The 19,976-nt window shown below is 40.8% G+C and carries 15 protein-coding genes; 13 read left to right on the forward strand and 2 right to left on the reverse strand.

The window, feature by feature from the left end; genetic code table 11:
* Positions 1–116 precede the first annotated feature (116 nt).
* The 7 genes from J5X91_RS14865 to J5X91_RS14895 all read left to right on the forward strand — a co-directional run bounded on the left by J5X91_RS14865 (position 117) and on the right by J5X91_RS14895 (position 11,587).
* Complete coding sequence (locus J5X91_RS14865; protein ID WP_089369115.1) at positions 117–788, forward strand: response regulator transcription factor; 672 nt, start codon at positions 117–119, stop codon at positions 786–788.
* Positions 788–2,104: a histidine kinase dimerization/phospho-acceptor domain-containing protein gene (locus J5X91_RS14870; RefSeq protein ID WP_208835131.1), complete on the forward strand. Its 1,317-nt coding sequence runs from the start codon at positions 788–790 to the stop codon at positions 2,102–2,104. The genes J5X91_RS14865 and J5X91_RS14870 overlap by 1 nt, the downstream gene beginning before the upstream one ends.
* Before the next feature lie 341 nt (positions 2,105–2,445).
* Positions 2,446–5,049, forward strand: a complete 2,604-nt coding sequence (locus tag J5X91_RS14875) for a sodium/solute symporter (RefSeq protein ID WP_208835132.1) — start codon at positions 2,446–2,448, stop codon at positions 5,047–5,049.
* A gap of 60 nt (positions 5,050–5,109) precedes the next feature.
* A complete protein-coding gene (locus J5X91_RS14880) occupies positions 5,110–6,252 on the forward strand; it encodes a sialidase family protein (RefSeq protein WP_208835133.1) in 1,143 nt (380 codons plus the stop codon).
* 331 nt (positions 6,253–6,583) lie between these two features.
* Entirely contained in the window at positions 6,584–9,415 is a 2,832-nt protein-coding gene (locus J5X91_RS14885; RefSeq protein WP_208835134.1) for a TonB-dependent receptor, read from the forward strand.
* A 115-nt stretch (positions 9,416–9,530) separates the two neighbouring features.
* A complete protein-coding gene (nagA, locus tag J5X91_RS14890; RefSeq protein WP_058374773.1) occupies positions 9,531–10,664 on the forward strand; it encodes an N-acetylglucosamine-6-phosphate deacetylase in 1,134 nt (377 codons plus the stop codon).
* A gap of 17 nt (positions 10,665–10,681) precedes the next feature.
* Entirely contained in the window at positions 10,682–11,587 is a 906-nt protein-coding gene (locus J5X91_RS14895; protein ID WP_011329793.1) for a dihydrodipicolinate synthase family protein, read from the forward strand.
* 119 nt (positions 11,588–11,706) lie between these two features.
* Here J5X91_RS14895 and J5X91_RS14900 read toward each other — a convergent pair whose 3' ends face one another.
* Positions 11,707–12,498, reverse strand: coding sequence for an alpha/beta hydrolase (locus J5X91_RS14900; protein WP_208835135.1), 792 nt, complete (start codon positions 12,496–12,498; stop codon positions 11,707–11,709).
* A 182-nt stretch (positions 12,499–12,680) separates the two neighbouring features.
* On the opposite strand from J5X91_RS14900, the gene J5X91_RS14905 reads away from it, so the two are divergent.
* The 6 genes from J5X91_RS14905 (at position 12,681) to nagB (ending at position 19,429) form a co-directional block, all read left to right on the forward strand.
* On the forward strand, positions 12,681–13,643 hold the full coding sequence (locus tag J5X91_RS14905) for a DUF4862 family protein (protein ID WP_208835136.1): 963 nt from the start codon (positions 12,681–12,683) through the stop codon (positions 13,641–13,643).
* 86 nt (positions 13,644–13,729) lie between these two features.
* Entirely contained in the window at positions 13,730–14,434 is a 705-nt protein-coding gene (locus J5X91_RS14910; protein WP_041454891.1) for a transcriptional regulator NanR, read from the forward strand.
* Positions 14,435–14,580: 146 nt separating this feature from the next.
* Complete coding sequence (locus J5X91_RS14915) at positions 14,581–17,019, forward strand: sodium:solute symporter (RefSeq protein ID WP_208835137.1); 2,439 nt, start codon at positions 14,581–14,583, stop codon at positions 17,017–17,019.
* A 19-nt stretch (positions 17,020–17,038) separates the two neighbouring features.
* The gene (locus tag J5X91_RS14920; protein ID WP_058374768.1) at positions 17,039–17,746 is read left to right on the forward strand and encodes an N-acetylmannosamine-6-phosphate 2-epimerase; all 708 of its coding nucleotides are present in this window, start codon (positions 17,039–17,041) and stop codon (positions 17,744–17,746) included.
* Complete coding sequence (locus tag J5X91_RS14925; protein ID WP_208835138.1) at positions 17,746–18,621, forward strand: ROK family protein; 876 nt, start codon at positions 17,746–17,748, stop codon at positions 18,619–18,621. Before J5X91_RS14920 ends, J5X91_RS14925 begins: the two co-directional genes overlap by 1 nt.
* Position 18,622: 1 nt before the next feature.
* Complete coding sequence (gene nagB, locus J5X91_RS14930; RefSeq protein ID WP_208835139.1) at positions 18,623–19,429, forward strand: glucosamine-6-phosphate deaminase; 807 nt, start codon at positions 18,623–18,625, stop codon at positions 19,427–19,429.
* A gap of 55 nt (positions 19,430–19,484) precedes the next feature.
* Here nagB and J5X91_RS14935 read toward each other — a convergent pair whose 3' ends face one another.
* Positions 19,485–19,739 (reverse strand): YfhL family 4Fe-4S dicluster ferredoxin, encoded by a 255-nt coding sequence (locus tag J5X91_RS14935; protein WP_179808104.1) that lies wholly within the window; start codon positions 19,737–19,739, stop codon positions 19,485–19,487.
* Positions 19,740–19,976 lie beyond the last annotated feature (237 nt).

Consider the following 19,976-nt stretch of genomic DNA (forward strand, 5'->3'; position numbering starts at 1 on the left):
AAGCGTTAATTAAGCCAATATTAAGAGCAAAAATTAATAGTAAATAAGCACATAGCAGTTACTTCACCAATGGAAACAGGTATTCTAGCTAGGGTATTTTAAACAGGGTAGCGAGTATGTTTGTATTGTTAGTGGAAGATGATGACGTAATAGCCGACGCTATTTGTACTTACTTAACCCACCAAGGGCTAGCCGTTGAGCACGTTAGTACACTAAGCGCAGCCACTACTTATATGCAATCGAGCAATTTTGATTTATGCATTCTTGATTTAAACCTACCCGATGGTAATGGCATTAACTGGTTAAGCTGGCTGCGTGACAATCGTTTTTCGCTACCCGTGCTTATTCTTACCGCGAGCAATACCATAGATGACAAAGTTATTGGATTAAAAAAAGGCGCCGACGACTACCTGGTAAAACCTTTTGATTTAAGAGAGTTATTAGCGCGGCTATTAAGCTTAAAGCGCCGCGCAAGCGATAGGCTCAGCAATACAATTACTCACGGCGCACTGCAATACGATTTAGAGCAACATAAAGCATTACTCAATGGCACGCTTGTTTGCTTGTCACGTAACGAGGACTTATTACTGCAAACCTTTTTAAATAGTCCGCAACAAATTTTAACCCAAAGCCAGTTAAAAAATGTACTTTATGGCGTGTGCGATGATGTAGCGAGTAACGCACTTAACGTACATATTTTTAATTTACGTAAAAAACTAGGCGCACCGGCAATAGAAACCATACGTGGCCTAGGCTTTAGATTAGGCACAATAGAGGTGAGCCACTAATGAGCTTGCGGTTACGGTTAACGGTATTGGTTGCAGCGGTCTTTTTAGGCTTTTGGCTTATCGCCAGTGTGTGGATGATATCGGGGTTAAACAATAAGTTAGAGGTTAACTTTGATCAGCGCCTGCGCTCAACCGCTTTTATGTTAGGTAACATTTTAGCCCACGTACCCAAAGATGCGCTCAGTAAAAACCTCCCTGATATTATAAATGCCAGTGGGGTAAACACTGAAAAAGGCCTAACCTGTCAAATTAGCTCCCTGCAAGGCAGTATAATTGCCAGCAGTAACAGCAAATCGTTTCCCAATCAGCCTAGCTTAAACCAAGGTTTTAGTTATTTAAGCTCTGAGCAAGCGCAGTGGCGTACATTCACCTTAATTACTGCGCAATATAAAATTACCATTGCCGATAAAGTGGCCGAGCGCGATGTGCTCTATCACGACTTGCTCATTAGCATACTCATTCCACCGGCGTTAGCTATTTTTGTTGCCCTAATATTACTTTGGTTTGCAATTGGCACAGGAATACGGCCAATAAAGTTATTAATACACGCGCTTGAAAAACGCGGCAGTCACGACTTAGAACCGATACAGTTAAACCAGCCTTTAAAAGAACTGCAACCGCTTATAACTAGCCAAAATGCCTTAATGGTCCGCTTAGCAAAAGGGATCAGCCGCGAAAAACACTTTACCAGTAATGCCGCGCATGAGCTAAGAACCCCACTATCCGGCATTTTAGCGCAAATACAATTAGCAGAGCTTACGCAAGATACCACTCAACAAAAAGCACTAGGGCAAGCTAAAAAAAGTGCGCATAGATTAAATACTATTTTAGACAATCTACTGGTGTTAGCCCATGTAGATGCCGACACGCCGCTAAACATTACAGAGCCTTGGGAGCTTGATTCGTTAATTACTACTGTGGTAACAGAATCAAACCACAATAACGCCCGCTTAACCTATAATATAACAGCAAGCCAGCCAGTGTATTGTATTCCCAGTGCCATGCTCACTATAGTGTGTCGTAATTTACTTGATAACGCATTTAAGTACAGCAAAGCGAATACACCAGTCATTTTAGCCGCTAATTTAACAGCCACAGCACTAAAAATAACCATTAGTAACCACGCCCATATTAACCAAGCTGATTTAGCTAATATGGCAACTCGTTTTTGGCGTAAAGGCGCAGCAAACGGCGCTGGGCTTGGCCTATCAATTGTGGCCAGCATCGCCGAAAAGTACCAAGGTTCGCTCACTCTTAAAAATAATAATGCGTTATTTATTGCCGAATTTACCGTGCCCGTTAAGGTAAATAACTAAGTTACGAAGTAACCTGATGTAACAACCTTCCTTTTACTGCATGTTTTTTTTAAGCTAATAGCTGTTTTATTAGAATATGCTGAGCACTTGCTAATACATGCTCAGCAACCCGCACACTATCTCGCGCTAAGTACTAGCTGCGGCCAATATTATTAATAAATCAGCGTTGCCCTGCACAACATTTATTTACTTAACAACTACAACACCAACAATTAATTCACCCCATTTACCTTGTATTGCTAGATTTAGAAAATAACAACTGGTATAACAGGTATACATCCGAAACAGTGTTATCCATCTTTGTGTATTAAACTCTGCTAAAAATAATAGGAATACCCGCTATGCATCGTCTTTTTTCAATGCGCTTACGCACTCATTCATTGCGAGCTTTACATGTTATTTTTTGCCTCTTGGCAATCTTGCTTGGCTTAACTTCTCATGCATATGCTGGCGAGCGCGTTGCTCTACACTGGAGTAAGCAAGCCGCGCCAGTAGAAGCCGTTTCTCGCTATGCTCCTTTAGTTGGGGTACATAATGAATTACTGATAATTGCTGGTGGAATAAGTACTAACAACTCCCGAAATAGCACTCCCAAATACCTCAGTTCAATATGGTTTGGGGAGCAAAACCCTAATCAGCCACGTGCTTTAAATTGGAAAAAAGCTGCCATAAAGCTGCCTTCACCACGTGCATATGGAGCCTCTGCCTCTTTTGAAAATGGCATAGTACTGCTTGGTGGCAGTGATGAAACTCATACCTTTAACGACACTTTGCTAGTGCGTCGTAACCAGGCATCTGACATAGAAATGCATACACTGCCTGCGCTGCCTATTCCTATGCGTGAAGGTTCTGCTGCCTTTGTTGGTAGTACCTTATATGTACTGATAACGGCAACTGACACAGGTAAAACCACTGCACTTTATGCGCTTGATTTATCCACAACAGCGCTAGCTGCTTTCACCCAAGGTAGTGAGCCAAAGCACTATACTGCAGCGGCAAACTGGCATAAATTAACGCCTCGCCCGCAATCAATTACATTAGTTAGCCAAAATGACGGCCGTGGAGATGTATTATTTGCTTTAGAAATGCCAAATTCCGACAGCCAAAGTTCACTATGGAAATATAAGGCAGACGATTCACAACCACATTGGACGCCACAAAGCGGGTTTAACAGTGAGTTACCTAATTTACAGTTGAGCTCTGGTAATGCACTGGCAATTGGCCAGTCTCATTTTTTACTTTTTGCCAGTAGCGCCAACCAAACACAGGTGCTGAGCTATAACGCCATCACTAATGTGTGGGCAAAATATGACAGCATTGATCCACAGCTTTTGGCTATGCCTGTTCAGCAAACTACAACCTCAATGGCAGTATTACCTTGGGATGGAAAAATACTCGTTCATCAAGCCAATAAATTTAATAGTAGTCTACAAGTAGCAGCAATTGCCGAAGCGAGTGACGCCTTTGGCTGGCAAAATATGACGGTATTGGTTGTGTACTTGTTTGCTATGGTGCTAATTGGCGTGTACTTCGTGTTTAAAAACAAAAACGTGAACGACTACTTTCGCGGTGGCCAAAATATTCCTTGGTGGGCTAATGCCTGCTCAATGTACGCAACTATGCTCAGCTCGCTGACCTTTGTGGGTATTCCTGCCATTGTTTACAGAACCGACTGGTTATATTGGGGCGGTATTTGGATGATTTTAGCGGTAACGCCTATTGCAGCTTATGTTGCTATGCCGTTCTTTCGTAAAATAGATGCCACCAGTGCTTATGAGTTTTTATCACTGCGCTTTAATATGCCGGTGCGCCTGTTTGCTAGTGGCTTATTTACCCTGTTTCATATTAGTCGCATGGGTATTGTTATGGCGTTAACTGCCCTTGCGCTTGCAGCTGTAACTCCTTTTGATGCTTGGCAGTGCGTGCTGATCATTGGAGTACTGAGCTTAATATATTGCACACTCGGTGGTATTGAAGCCGTTATTTGGACCGACACCATACAAACCGTGGTTCTGCTTTTAGGTGCACTATTATGCTTTGCTTATATTGTCAGCGGTGTTGATGGTGGCATAGCGGAAATATTTCGCAGTGGTATCGCCAATGACAAGTTTAAAACCCTAGATATAGACTTCAGTATGGATAGTTTCACTAAGCTCTCTATCTGGGTAATTGTGCTGGGCGGTATAGGGCAAAATCTATCAACTTATACAGCCGATCAATCTATTGTACAACGCTACATGACCACTAAAGATGTGGCCTCTGCCCGCAAATCAATTTGGACTAACGGTATTATGGCACCGGTAGCATCTGTATTGTTTTTTATTATTGGTACTGGTTTATATGTTTTTTACCAGTCGAATCCTGAAAAGCTCGATCCAACCAAGCAAATTGACCAAATATTTCCTGCTTTTATTTCCAGTGAGCTACCTATTGGCATTGCAGGGCTTATTATTGCTGGCATTTTTGCTGCTGCACAATCTACCGTATCAACCAGTATGAACTCAATGTCGACCACATTAGTAACCGATTTTATGCGCCCTTTTAACCTTTGCCGCAGTGAAAAAGGCTACCTAAATGCAGCGCGACTGTTAACTCTATTGGTAGGCATTTTTGGTACTTTAGTTGGCTTATTATTTATTAGCCCCGAAATACGCTCGTTAATGGAGGAGTACTTTAAAGTGGTAGGTATGTTTATGGGTGCACTCGGTGGGCTATTTATTTTGGGTATAATTAGTACCCGAGCCAATGCCTCTGGTGCCATGGTTGGGTTATTTTTTGGCGTAATTACTATGATGTTTGCATGGATATTTGAGCTAGTAGAAGGCTATTTATTTGGCACCATTGGCATAGTTAGCTGTATTTTTGTTGGCTATGTTGCCAGCGCCTTATTTAGCAAACAACCGGCTAATAACCTTAGCGGCTTAACTATTCATACTATGAAGTGATCGGCTAGCTGCAGCCGTTTAAACCACTATTATGCAACCCTTGCAGCCGAGGAGTTTTAAATGAGTACTGTGCAACCTTCACTGACAAATACCACAGTGATCAGCAATATTTTTGAGGCCGAAACAGATGGTTTTGGTAGTTATCGTATTCCGGCATTATTGCCTATGCCAGATGGAAAACTACTCGCATTTTGCGAAGCACGTGCGATATTGTCAGACCATGCTCACAATAAAATTGTACTAAAAACCAGCCAAGATAACGGCACAAGCTGGAGCGATCAAATTCTGGTAGCCGATGCTGGCGATAATGCCTTAAATAATCCTTTGGTTGTAATTGATGCTGGCTCAGGCGATATAGTATTAATGTACCAAGAGTATCCATATACCACGCCCGAACAAGTTGAAAACCCAGCAGCGTGGGTATCTCATGCAGGGCAAAACTTTCCATCTAATGTTCACGAAGGCGCGGTAGAGACAGGCTACCAAGGGCGAATTTGCCGTACCTTTGTACAACGCAGCAGCGATGGCGGGCTCAATTGGTCACCACGGGTAGATATTACCCGCCAAGTTAAACGCCCAACCGAGGTTACCTGCTACGCTGGTGGCCCAGGCATAGGTATTCAACTGCGCACCGGGAGCTATAAAAACCGTATTGTAATGCCATTTACCCAAGGCCCTTGGGATAATATGAAAGTATATGCTGTGTATAGTGACGATGGTGGACATCAGTGGCAATACGGTGAGGTTGCCCCTGCTGCAATAGCTGAGCACGCTAATGAAACACAAATGGCCGAGCTTGCTGATGGTCGGGTACTACTTAATGCTCGCAGTTACCATGGTAATCACCTGCGTAAAACTGCCTTTAGTGAAGATGGCGGTATTAGTTGGACACCACTGCAAGACACTCCCGATTTAACCGAGCCTGAATGTCAGGGCAGTATTATTAGCTTACAACACGACGCTAAACACAGCGGACTATTATATTGCGGCCCAGAAAACCAGTCACAACGCATTCAAGGCACTCTAAAAATAAGCCTAGATGACGCTACAAGCTGGCAACACATAGCATGTGTTTATAAAGGCTCATTTGGCTACTCTTCTATTTGCCAGTTAAGCAATAACGAGATAGGCGTGATGTTTGAACGCGATAACTATAGTGCTATTTCATTTACGCGCATTAGTTTACAAAATAACGACGCATAAAGCGCAAATAGCCCCTTATAACTCTCTTCATTATTACCTCATAACGCCTTCGGCTAGCTCATTGCTAGCCACATTTACAGTGTTAATAGCCGCATATAAAATTTTATATGAATAAACTAAATAAAATTAACAATATAGCGCCAAACATGTAAACAACCAGTTAAAAAACAGATTTTAACTTTGACATTTAAAACGCTCAAGTGGTACGCTGGTATAACAGGTTAATGGCGTACTTGTAACTTCAGTGCTTTGTTGTGTTATTTTGCTGTTATCGAGCAAAGCGAGTTATGAATAAACATTTAAAAAATAATTATAAATTTTTGGGGATACCATGTTGAAATCAAAAACACTTGTTAAATCACTACTGGCGATCAGTATTGCTTCGGTAACAACTTATTCATTAGCTGCAGATGCAGACAATGTAAAAGCAGAAGCAAAAGTAGAAAAAATAATTGTAACTGGATCATATATTAGTAAAGGTGACTTCGAATCTGCTTCACCGGTAAAAATATTAGACGCCGATGATATTGAAGGTGTTGGCGCAGTAAACGTGGGTGACCTACTAGCTAGAATGCCCTCAGTAGTGGGTGATACAACCTCGGCAAGCTCAAATATCAGCGAGCAAGACTCAGGCTTAAACACCGTTGCTTTACGTAACTTAGGATCTTCGCGTACCTTAGTACTAGTTGATGGTAAGCGTTACGTTTCTGGCATGTCTGTTGGCTCTGGCTACGGCGTTGATTTAAACACAATTCCTACCACTATGATCCAAAGTATTGAAGTACTTACCGGCGGTCAATCTGCCGCTTATGGCTCTGATGCAGTTGCAGGTGTGGTTAACATTATCCTTAAGAAAAACTTTGACGGTGTCGCGTTTAAAGCACAAGCCGGACGCAGTGGCGAAGGTGATAAAGACACAAGAGATATCGAATTTTCAATTGGTAAAAACTTTGATGACGGTAATGCTTGGTTATCCGTTGGTTACTCTGAAGACGATGGCTTAATGGCTGGCGATCGTGACTATTCACGCGTGCACAAAGATGCTGTTGATACCAATGGCGATGGCATACTAGATACGTCTCAGTTTGTGGGTTCTTCGCATGTTTTTGGTGGCCGTATTGATAAATACAATGGTGACGGTAGCTTATTTACCCGTACCGATGATCCCGCAACATCTGATGCGTTTAACTTTCACGATTATCGCTCTATGGTAGCGCCACTAACACGCCACTTTGTTGCAACTGGTTTATCACTGGATTTAAACGAAAAATCGCGGATGAACTTTACTGCTAACTACGCGCGTGTAGATTCACGAGCTCGTTATGAGCCTATTCCACTTGATACCCGCAACGACATTTTTAAGTTATCTAAAGGTGGTACTACAGGTATTGATATTGCAACGCACCCTTGGTTTGCAGGTACTGCACTTGGCAATAACTTACTTGCCGACGGCATTAATAGTCTTGATGATGCAAGCTTAACATTTAGACGCCTATATGAATTTGGTGACCGTGGCGCGGAGAACACCCGTAGCACATTTAGAGTTGCTGGCGAATATGAATATGATATTTCAAATGATATTTACTTAAAAGTAAGCGGCACTTATGGCGTTACAGACCAAAAGCAAACTAACCATGGCGATATTAACCTTGACCGTGCTCGCTTTGCTTTAAATGTTGAAGATAATGGCGCTGGCGGATTCCAATGTGCTGATGATATTGCACGCATTAACGGCTGTGTTGTATTTAACCCGTTCTCGCTTAATGGCATTTCGCCTGAAGCAGTAGATTACTTATCAGCTGATACCAACCTAGAAGGTAGTATTGAGCAAGTGGTAGTAACCGCCGTTGTTGCTGGTCGATTAGATTATGCCGTTAGTAACGACGTAGACACTATTGGTTTTGCTGGTGGTGTAGAATACCGTGAAGAAAAAGGCCATGAAACACCAGATCCACTACGCCAAGCGGGTATTGTACGCGGTGCAGCAATTGCAAAAACCAAAGGCTCATTTGATGTTGTTGACGTATTTGGTGAGTTACATATTCCACTGCATGAAAAGTTAAGCTTATCTGCTGCAGTACGTTTTGGCGATTACTCGTCTGTAGGTAGCACTACTAACTGGACTATTGGCTTAGATGCACCAATAACCGATAGTATTCGCCTACGTGGTGCTATGGCAACTGCAGTACGTGCTCCTAACGTAAGCGACTTGTTTGCTGGTGGTACTGCAACTGCAGCACTAATAACCGACCCTTGTAACGGAGTAACTAATGCCGATAGCGGTAATATCGCCGTTAACTGTCGTTCAATTGATGCGATTTCAGATCGTATTGATAACGATGGCGCGTTTAACTTAACGCAAGTAGAGCGCCAAAATACCGCAGGTTTATTAAGCGGCTCTACCGATGTTAAAGAAGAAAAAGCTGATACCTTCACTGCGGGTATTGTTTTTACTCCAGAGTCGATTTCTGGCTTACAAATGTCACTTGATTATTACGACATTAAGATTGATGATGCCATCGCTAAAACTGACCGTACCGTTATCTTAAATCGTTGTTACTCTGCAGACCCTAGCAATTTTGATGCACAATGTGGCGGCTTAGTACGCCGTGATGGACGTTCAGGTGCAGCACTTGAAGTAAATGCAGCATCTGGTAACGAAAACCTCATTGAAACAAGAGGCCTTGATATTGATGTGTCATACATGACCGACTTAGGTGATGGCGATTTGTATGTAGGCTTTGCAGCAAACATCTTAGACACTTATAGCATTACAGGACTCGAAACGGGTGACAAACAAGAGCTAGCTGGCGAAGTAATGTTTCCAGAGCTGCGTTTTAACGTTAATGCATCGTACACAATTAATGAGTTCAATGTGTATTGGCAAGTACGTTACTGGGATGAAACCAAAGACCGTAACGATAATACCGTATTAACAGAAGAGCTTAACTCTATCGACTCACGTCTTTATAACGATGTGCGTTTTAGCTATAACTTTACTAACCAAATCAATGCTTACTTTGGTATCACTAACTTATTTGACGAGCAGCCACCACACCTAACGGCTGGTCATAAGTATCAGCAACAAGGTACTTTAACAAATGGTAGTGCGTATGATTTAACAGGCCGCTCGTATTACGCCGGTGTTAAATTAAACTTCTAATCTAAGTAAGCTTGGGTTAACCGTTTAATACTTAAAATATTAAATGCAATGGTGGACTAACCATAAAAAATTAGTCCACCGCTTTAAATGTCAGTACTAACTTAGAAGACTTGTCATGATCACCACTTTAATAGCCGATCATCTATTTGATGGCAAAACACTACACTCTAACCACCCTATTAGTATTAAAGATGGCAAAATTATTGCTTTTGATACTGTAAAAGGCGCCATTGAAACTAAAGTTAGTGGCTTATTAACTGCTGGATTTATTGATACGCAAGTTAATGGTGGCGGAGGTTGTTTACTCAATCAAAATACCAATTTACAAACCCTAACAGCAATGAGCACAGCACATGCTAAGTATGGTACTAGCAGCTTACTGCCTACGCTAATCACCAGCAATTTAAATAAAATAGAACAAACTGCCAACCTAATAAGTACCGCTATAGCACAGCACACCCCTGGTATTTTAGGAGTACATTTTGAAGGCCCACATATTAGCGAGCCTAAAAAAGGCATTCACAGTAGCCAACAAATTCGCGGTTTAAGCCAGCAAGAATTAGATATTTATTGTCGTGACGATTTAGGCATAAAAATAGTCACATTAGCCCCTGAAAATGTCAGCTGCGAAACAATTAAAATATTAGTAGATCACGGTGTACATGTTTGTTTAGGTCACTCAAACGCAAGTTTTGAGCAAGCACAGGCCGCACTAGCTGCTGGCGCAACGGGTTTTACCCATTTATTTAATGCTATGTCAGCACTTGAGTCGCGCGCGCCAAATATGGTGGGAGCTGCATTACTTGATGAGCAAAGCTGGTGTGGCATTATTTTAGATGGCCACCACGTACACCCAAGTACTGCCAAACTAGCTTATAGAGCAAAAGCCGCTCGTAAAATGATGCTAGTTACCGACTCAATGTCGACTATAGGTAGCGAGCAAACACAACTGCATTTTGACGGCCATGACATTAACTTAGTTGGCGACAAATTAACCAGCAATAGCGGCCAATTAGCGGGCTCAGCACTAAATATGATCACCGCAGTGAATAACGCAACACACATGTTAGACATTTCCTTAACCGACGCCCTCAATATGGCTAGTTTATACCCAGCTGAATTTTTAGGAATAGAGGGCTCTCGTGGGCAGTTAAGCATCGGCGCCAATGCCGACTTAACTTTACTTTCAACAACAAATTCGTCGCCTCGTGTGTTAAACACATGGATTGGCGGCAAAGCAATATTTTAAAATTACAGAGGCTAAAAATGAATAAACTTACTGGACTGATCGCAGCCCCTCATACTCCGTTTGATAAAAATGGTGATGTTAACTTACCAGTTATTGACCAACTTGCTGAGCTACTAATTAAGCAAGGCGTTAAAGGCGTTTATATTTGTGGCACTACAGGCGAGGGCCTTAACTGCTCGGTTGCTGAGCGCAAAGCTATTGCTGAGCGTTGGGTTACAGCAGCTCAAGGTAAACTAAGTATTACTGTGCATACCGGCGCATTATCAATAGCCGACAGCCTTGAATTAACCAAGCACGCAGAAACGCTTGATATTTTTGCTACCTCTATTATCGCACCGTGTTTCTTTAAACCCGGCTCAGTTGACGATTTAGTGCATTACTGTGCAACGGTTGCCGCTGCCGCACCATCAAAAGCATTTTACTACTACCACTCAGGTATGTCGGGTGTGATGTTTGATATGGAGCAGTTTTTAATTAAAGCTGACAAGGTTATTCCTAACCTTGCAGGTATTAAGTTTAACCATGGTGATCTTTACGAATTCCAACGTTGTAAGCGTGCTTGTGGCGGCAAATTCGATATTCCATTTGGTGTTGACGAGTTTCTTCCAGGTGGCCTAGCAGTAGGTGCTATTGGCGCAGTAGGCAGTACGTATAACTACGCAGCTCCGCTTTATTTAGAAATTATCGAAGCGTTCAACAAAGGTGACCAAGAAACCGTAACTGCGTTGATGGATAAAGTTATCGCATTAATTCGTACTCTGGTTCAATATGGCGGTGTAGCAGCGGGTAAAGCAGCAATGCAACTACATGGTATTGATGTAGGTAACCCACGCTTACCAATTCGTGCGCTTAACGACGATGAGAAAAAAGACGTGGTTGCTAAAATGCAAGCCGCAGGTTTTATGGATCACCAACCAGCGTAGTAACGGCTGCGTTTACCCTGAGTACAAGCTAAGCTTAATAACCGGGGGGATGAAATGAAATCTATAACTCTTATTAGCCGCATTTATGCGGCTTTTTTACGCTGTGATTTTACGCTCAATTAAGATGTTTGTAGATTTTGGGTAATAATTTGCTGCACTAATTGCCAACTTTGCAGATTTTTATTAAAGCTGGGGAACATTTGAAAGTGACCAATCCCCTTTAGAACATGTAATAGCACATTGCTCGAGTGGCTATTTTCAACAAAACTAGCCGCTTGGTTAATACTCACCTCTTCATCGCTATCACCATGAATAATGATATAATTCACTTTATTATTGATTAACTGCGACGGATTAGCGTTTTTTACTCGGCAGTGATCGCGAGTAAATTGACCGCCTAATAATTTTTCAATTTGTAGTGGTTGCCCCAAATCAGCAGCCGTTCTTAGTTCAAGTACCCCAGAGATAGAAATTACCGTATTTATTGCTAGGCTGGCATCGTTATAAAGCTCCGATTGTTTGTCTATCATAGCGCGTGATGCAGCCCAAGTTGCTAGGTGTCCGCCTGCAGAGTGGCCAATGATCATCACCTGCTTTAAATCTATTTTTTCTTGCTCAGCAATAGTGGTTAAAAAATCCACTCCTTGTGCTACATCGCTGAATATTGTTGGCCATGGCGCGGTAATATTAGGTCCCATGCTATTCATTCTGCGATATTCTACATTCCATACCGCCACATTTAAGCCTAATAAATACTCAACAATATGCTTAGTAGGGTATGTATCTAAGCTATGGTTATCCTTCCAATAACCGCCATGTATAACAATAACCACAGGGACGCTTGCTTCACTATTTGGCCTAAAAAACTGTCCGTATTGTTGGGAGTCACTACCGTATTTATATATTTTCACTTTTGAGCCTAAATAGTTAATTTAAAAAATTCAGATGTTGTTTTGAAGACACACTACTGGTATAACAGCTACACCAATATACATCAAAACCTTAGTGTTTTAATATGGTTATTTAAGCCACTTAAGACTAAAACGATGATCACTATGCTACTGGCGCTAAATTGCGGCTTATAAGGATTAATATGAAAATAATTGTAGGGGCTTATGCATCTGTGCCTTCAGATGCGAGCTGGGATCAAGAAGCTGAGCATTTATTTTATCAACAACTAAAAAACAATACCTTAATAGATGGTTTAGAAGTGCCCTTTACTGGCAAGCTGCATAAATATGATAATGACTGGTTTTACAATCAACTTGATAAAAACTGGTGCTATGTTATTACCTGTATACCAGGCACTATGGGGGAGTTGGCAAAAGATCCGCACTTTGGTATCGCTTCTGATAACGAGGCAGGTCGACTTAATGCATTAGCTTTTTATCAACAAGCCAATGCGGAAATAGCCAAGTTAAATAACCACTTTAATAAACAAGTGGTAAGTCATATACAAATTCATACCGCCCCCACAATTACGCCTAATACCTCATCTTCTGTCAGTGCATTAGTAAAGTCACTTAATGAGCTGCAAAGCTGGGATTGGCATGGCGCTAAATTAATTATTGAGCATTGCGATGCATATATACAAAACCAATCCAGTGAAAAAGGGTTTATGCGCATTGAAGACGAGCTTTTAGCTATAGCGACAGTTAATAAACAGGCAGATAATAAATTAGGCATCACTATTAACTGGGGACGCTCAGCCATTGAGGCTCAAAGCGCAACCGGGCCACTGCATCATATGCAGCTTTGCATTAACGAAAACTTGCTCTCAGGGCTGATATTTTCAGGGGCAAGCAGCACATCGGCTTTATATGGCGCTTGGAAAGATAGCCATATGCCCCCTGTTATGAATGATTTTGATCAGCTAAATAATAAAGATTCAGAGTTGAGCGAGCATCAAATTAAAAAATGTATGCAATTACAACAAAGTGCTAAATTAGATTTTGTAGGCTGTAAAATTTCTATTTTGCCACATCAGCAACCGCTAGCGAGTAGAATACAATACATACAAAACACATTAGCTATGATAAAAACGGCCATAGACTAGCTATATCGCTAGTTTTTGGAGAATATTAGTCAATTGATTGTTTTATGGTACAATAGGCAAATAGCTAACCATTTAATAGGTTTTAAATGTCATTAAAAATTACGCGCCCTGTCGAACGTAAAAAGTTGTCAGAAACGGTTGAAGAAGAGCTCGAACGCATGATCCGCCAAGGTGAAATTTCTGAAGGTGATGCACTGCCTTCTGAGCGAGATCTTATGGCTGCATTTGGCGTCGGTAGACCTTCGATCAGGGATGCTTTAGCGGCACTAGCACGTAAAGGTTTGGTAAAAATAAGTAGCGGTGAAAGAACCCGGGTAACACGCCCTTCAGCCGACACCATTATTTCTGAGTTATCAGGGATGTCAAAAGACTTTCTTGCCCAGCCTAATGGTTTAAAATATTTTGACCAGTTAAGACGATTTTTTGAATCTAGCTTAGTACGCTACGCCGCATCATCAGCAACGCCAAGCCAAATAAAAGAACTAGGTGAAGCGCTTGAGTTGAATAGCAAATCTATTAATAGCGACACTCAATTTAGAAAAACAGATATTTACTTCCACCGGGTGATTGCTTCTATCCCAGGTAACCCAATATTTTTAGCTGTACACCAAGCGTTAATGGACTGGTTAATTGATGCTCGCCCCGAGCGCGTTAATACTGTGGAATTAAATAAGCAAAGTTATAACGACCATGTTGCTATTTTTGAGTGTATTAAAAATGGTGATGTAGAGGGAGCTGACGCAAAGCTCTCTGCCCATATAGATTATGTTTTTGATAATTATTACGACTAAAATTTTAAGTGTAATTAATTAAACTATAGATATTATAAAAAGGCTAAATTTAGCCTTTTTTTGTGTCGCAAATGTTAAATTTATAGATTTCCCACCCACCAAGTGGTATAACAGGTATACACCACAAACAGGTATACAGTTGCACTATGAGAATAATTATAATTTTTTTATTACTTTTAACATCATGCAATACATTTGCTAAAACACAGCTTGATTGGCATGTTATTAAAAGTAACGCTAATCACCTGCCTATAAATAAAGATTCTTTATATTTTTTAACGAATGACGCTTTGTTTATTTCAAGTACCGACTTTGCCAAATTAAATAAGCTAGACCTAGCAACAAATGAAATAAGTACTGTATTAAACTTCAAACCTATTGATGGTAATAGAGCGCAAGCAATTACAGTGCAGCACAATAACAAAACAGTTGTGCTGGGCGGTGTAGTTAATGGGGTAAAATCTACACGTGTTAATGTTTTAGAATGGCATGATGAATCTCAAAGTATTGTTTCAAAACAGTTAGCTAACTTACCTCGTTCGTTTAGTAAAATAAGTGCGCAAGTATTTGGGCAAAACGTGTACATTACCGGTTTTGATAAGCAGTGGTACTTTTTTAAAATAGCCCTAAATAATGACCAGCAACAGTGGACACCACTTAATGCAGCATTATTTACAGATCTAAACATTATTAACAGTGAACTTGTGGTGCAAAATAATGGCAACGAAAACCGCATTTACGCCGTTTCACAACAAAGCGCAGAGCAAAGCAGCAACTCTAATTCTAAACTTTTATTACACGAGTTTGATGAAGCTGCAAATTCATGGTTAACCGTAACAAGTAATAACCCCACTGAGCTGGTAGATATTGATAAGCTTGTATTTGCCTCTCCTCTGGGTCAATCTCATATTATGGTAGTGACTCAAGGTGGCAAAACCTTGTCATACAATACCATCACTAAAGCATGGTCTAATTACAATAAGTCAGACTATCGTTTTCATAAAATAACTCAGGTTCAGCAACACTCTTATGCAGTAGTAACAGAGTTAAATACTAACAATACCGTTTTAATTAAAGGTGAAATTAGTAATACAGCCCGCGATTTTGGCTGGCAAAACATGCTGGTTTTAGTGATTTACTTACTTTCTGTGGTCATGGTTGGTTTGTATTTTATGTTTAAAAATAAAAACACCAACGATTACTTTAGAGGCGGACAGTCAATACCTTGGTGGGCTGCAGCCTGCTCTATTTATGCCACTATGTTAAGCTCGTTAACTTACATCGCCCTTCCGGCCATTGTTTATCAAACTAACTGGGTACTACTTATTGGTATTTGGATGATAATTGCAGTAGCGCCTATTGCCGTATATGTAGCAATTCCTTTTTTTAGACAGCTAGATGCAACCAGTGCATATGAGTTTTTATCAAAAAGATTTAATATGCCGGTACGACTTTTTGCCAGTGGCTTATTCACCTTATTTCATATTGGCCGTATGGGTATTGTTATGGCACTAACCGCGTTGGCTTTGTCGGCGGTAACCCCTCTTAGTGCCTCTGATAGCGTGCTTATTATGGGAGTGCTTTGTTTATTGTATTGTACACTGGGTGGTGTTGAGGCCGTTATTTGGACTGATACTATTCAAACCGTGGTATTACTTATTGGCGCTGTTGTGTGTTTTGCTGTAATTATTGCAGGCCTCGATGATGGCTTTAATAGCTTTATACAAATTGGTTTTGCTGACGATAAATTTACCATAGTTAATAACGACTTTAGCCTTGAGAGTATTACTAGCTTATCTATTTGGGTTATTGTGCTGGGCGGTATTGGCCAAAATTTATCGAGCTACACTGCAGATCAAGCCGTTGTGCAAAGATATATGGTAACCAAAGATCCTGCCTCAGCGGTTAAATCTATTTGGGCCAATGCCATATTAGCGGCGCCGGGCGCGTTATTGTTTTTCTGTATTGGTACAGGCTTATATGCTTTTTACCAACTTAACCCTGAAAAACTCGACCCAACCATTCAAATTGATCAAATTTTCCCTACGTTTATATCAAATGAACTACCAATGGGTTTAGCCGGACTCATTATTGCGGGTATTTTTGCAGCAGCGCAGTCAACGGTTTCAACCAGCATGAACTCTATTGCCACTACGGTATTAACCGACTTTGTACGACCTTTTAATTTAGCCAAATCTGAGAAGTCTTATATGAGCTTAGCGCGCATCCTTACTTTTATTTCTGGCGTATTAGGCACCTTAGTTGGATTAATATTTATCGACCCTGAAATACGCTCACTAATGGAAGCTTATTTTAAAGTAATTGGTATGTTTATGGGTGCATTAGGTGGCATATTTATACTTGGCGCATTAACCAAACGTGCTAACTCTGTAGGCGCTATAGTAGGTATAATCTCAGGGGTGAGCTTAATGATTTCAGCATGGAAATATGGCTGGGCTAATGGCTACCTTTACGGAACAATAGGTATTTTAACCTGCTTAATTGTTGGCTACTTAGTTAGTTTATTATTCCCTGCACACAATAAAGATCTTTCAAAATTAACCTTATATACAATGAACCAATAACCAAATTTAAGAGCAAAATATGTCAAATAAAAATATAGAGTTAGAGAGTTTTTTAGTAAACCATTTGCAAAGTAGCTTAATTGCATCATGCCAGCCTCTTGACGATGGTCCTATGGATAAAGTTGAGCATATTGTTGCTATGGCATTAGCAACCGTAGCTGGGGGGGCGAAAGCACTAAGAATTGAAGGCATTGAAAATGTACGTGCGGTCGCAAAAGTAAGCAATATTCCTATTGTAGGTATTGTTAAACGCGACCTTACTGATACCGAGGTACGCATAACCCCCTTTGTTGAAGACGTTATTGGCCTGGCCGAAGCCGGCGCAACTATTATCGCGTTTGATGGCACAGATAGACCTCGCCCAGTAGATAGGCTAACCCTGTTAAACACCATCCACGAACACGGCTGTATTGCTATGGCCGACTGTGCTGACCTTGCTGGCGGCAAGTTTTTACATGACGCGGGCTGTACCTTTATTGGCAGTACGCTATCTGGTTATTTAGATTTAAGTACAACCCCTAACGAACCCGACTATCAATTAGTAAGTGACTTAGTCAGTGCTGGTATAAAAGTGATTGCCGAAGGGCGCTACAACTCGCCTGAACGCGCTGCAAAAGCAATTGAACTCGGTGCATTGTGTGTCACTGTTGGCTCGGCAATTACCCGCCTTGAGCATATAACTGGGTGGTTTGTGCAAAGTATTAACAATGCAAAGAGTGATATTTAATGATGAATATTGCTATTGATATTGGCGGCACCAAAATAGCCTGCGCACTTATTGATAATGACCAAATCGTTAATTCATTAAAAGTTGACTCTATTATACATACTAATATTGATGACTTAGCGGCATACGTTTATACCGTAATTGAAAAGTGGGTACCTCAAGCCAGCGCAATTAATATTGCTTGCACAGGCCAAGTTAGCGCAGAATTTGTGAATTTTTTATCTGTGCGTCGTAAATTACCATTAAAAGCACAGTTAGAAAGCCTAACTAACCTACCCGTCACTATAATTAACGATGCCTCTGCAGCCGCTTGGGCTGAATACACGGTAAATGAGCAGGTAAAAAATAAAAACTTTATTTACATTACCGTATCAACTGGAGTGGGGGCAGGCATTGTATTTAACGACCAAATAATCACCTGCGCCGATGGGTTTTGTGCCCACCTAGGCCACACCACAGTACATATTCAATCAAACCATAACTACAGCTGCCACTGCGGCAGAAAAAACTGTGTTGAGTCAATTGCCTCAGGCACTGCCATTGCTAAACACGCCAGCAAAGCACTGGGTAAAACACTCAATGCAAAAGACGTATTTACAAACTACGCTGAGCATCCTGAAGTAGCCGAAATTATTGATAATGCCGCATCGGCCGTGGCCGAGCTGATATTTAATATGAAAGCCACATTTGGCAATGAAATGGTTGTTATTGGAGGCAGTGTGGGTTTGTCAGCATTGTTTTTTAATAAAGTAGCTGAAAAAATTCAACAAGCACCGGCAATTTATCAAGTAACCTTGTTACAGCCGGTATCGGGTGCAGATGCCGATTTAATCGGTGTGCATCACTACGCTCAAAATCAATTAATAGAGAAGTAAAATGCAAGTACTTATATTTGATGATAAAAAAGCTGTTGCTGAAAATGCAGCAACGTTGCTACAAAAGTTAATTTTAGCAAAAAGCAATGCAAATATAGGCCTAGCTACAGGTAGCACGCCTATTGATTTATATAAGCAGCTAGTATCGATGTATAAAAATAAGCATATTAGTTTTGCTCAGGTAAATACGTTTAATTTAGATGAGTATTACGATATCGATGAAAATAATAGTAATAGCTACCGTTACTTTATGAACAGCCAGCTGTTCAATCACATAGATATAGATAAAAACAATACCCATTTACCAACTTGTAACGCCAAACAAGATCCTAGAAAACAAGGTGAACATTTTGAGCAGCAAATAGCGGCGCTCGGAGGCTTAGATCTGCAACTTTTAGGCATTGGCGGCAATGGCCATATTGGCTTTAATGAACCCTCATCAAGCTTTGCATCTCGCACCCGGATCAAATCGCTAACTGAGCAAACCGTATCAGACAACAGCAGAATGTTTTCAGACGATGAGCAACAACCAAAAATGGCGATGACCATGGGTATTGCTACCATAATGGACGCTAAGTATGTGTTACTAATTGCCACGGGTAAAAATAAAGCACAAGCGGTAAATGACATGGTAAACGGCCCACTTTCGGCAAGTTGCCCGGCGTCAATTTTACAAATGCATAAAAACGCGATAGTGATAATCGACAACGATGCCGCCAGTTTATTAGCTAATAAAGATTACTTTACTTGGGTCAGTCAGCAAAACCATGAAATAAATCAAGCTTTTGGCCACTTCCCTGACTTATAAAAACGAATATTACTAAGCGTACTGTTAATCAGCTTTAAAACAGTACGCTTAGCAGTTAGCCACAACTACTAGTTAACCTTACGTACTTATCGGCAAGCTCATCAATAGTTTCACTATGGGTTGGGTCTGGCTTAATACAATCAATTGGGCAGACACTTACGCAAGTAGGCTTATCATAATGACCTACGCATTCAGTGCATTTACTGGGATCTATTTGATATATTTTAGCCCCCATATAAATAGCCTCATTTGGGCACTCTGGATCGCACATATCGCAGTTAATGCATTTACTATTTATGAGTAGAGCCACTTTTTAGCCTTTCCAATTAAAATCCATATAAAACATATAGATAAAATAAAAACAGATGCAATTAGACTGATTTTAAAACAACTTTAGTTTAATAAAAACCACTGTTTTTCATTAAATCGTAGCACACATTCGTAACACACCATTTTATTTTTGGGTGTAATGCGTAATACCATGATGCCGATCGCTCAATACCATTCAAGCCGATCACTTTTTTGTCTGTCAGTAGACCTCAGTAAA

Source organism: Pseudoalteromonas sp. K222D (genome assembly GCF_017653575.1).
GTDB lineage: Bacteria > Pseudomonadota > Gammaproteobacteria > Enterobacterales > Alteromonadaceae > Pseudoalteromonas > Pseudoalteromonas nigrifaciens.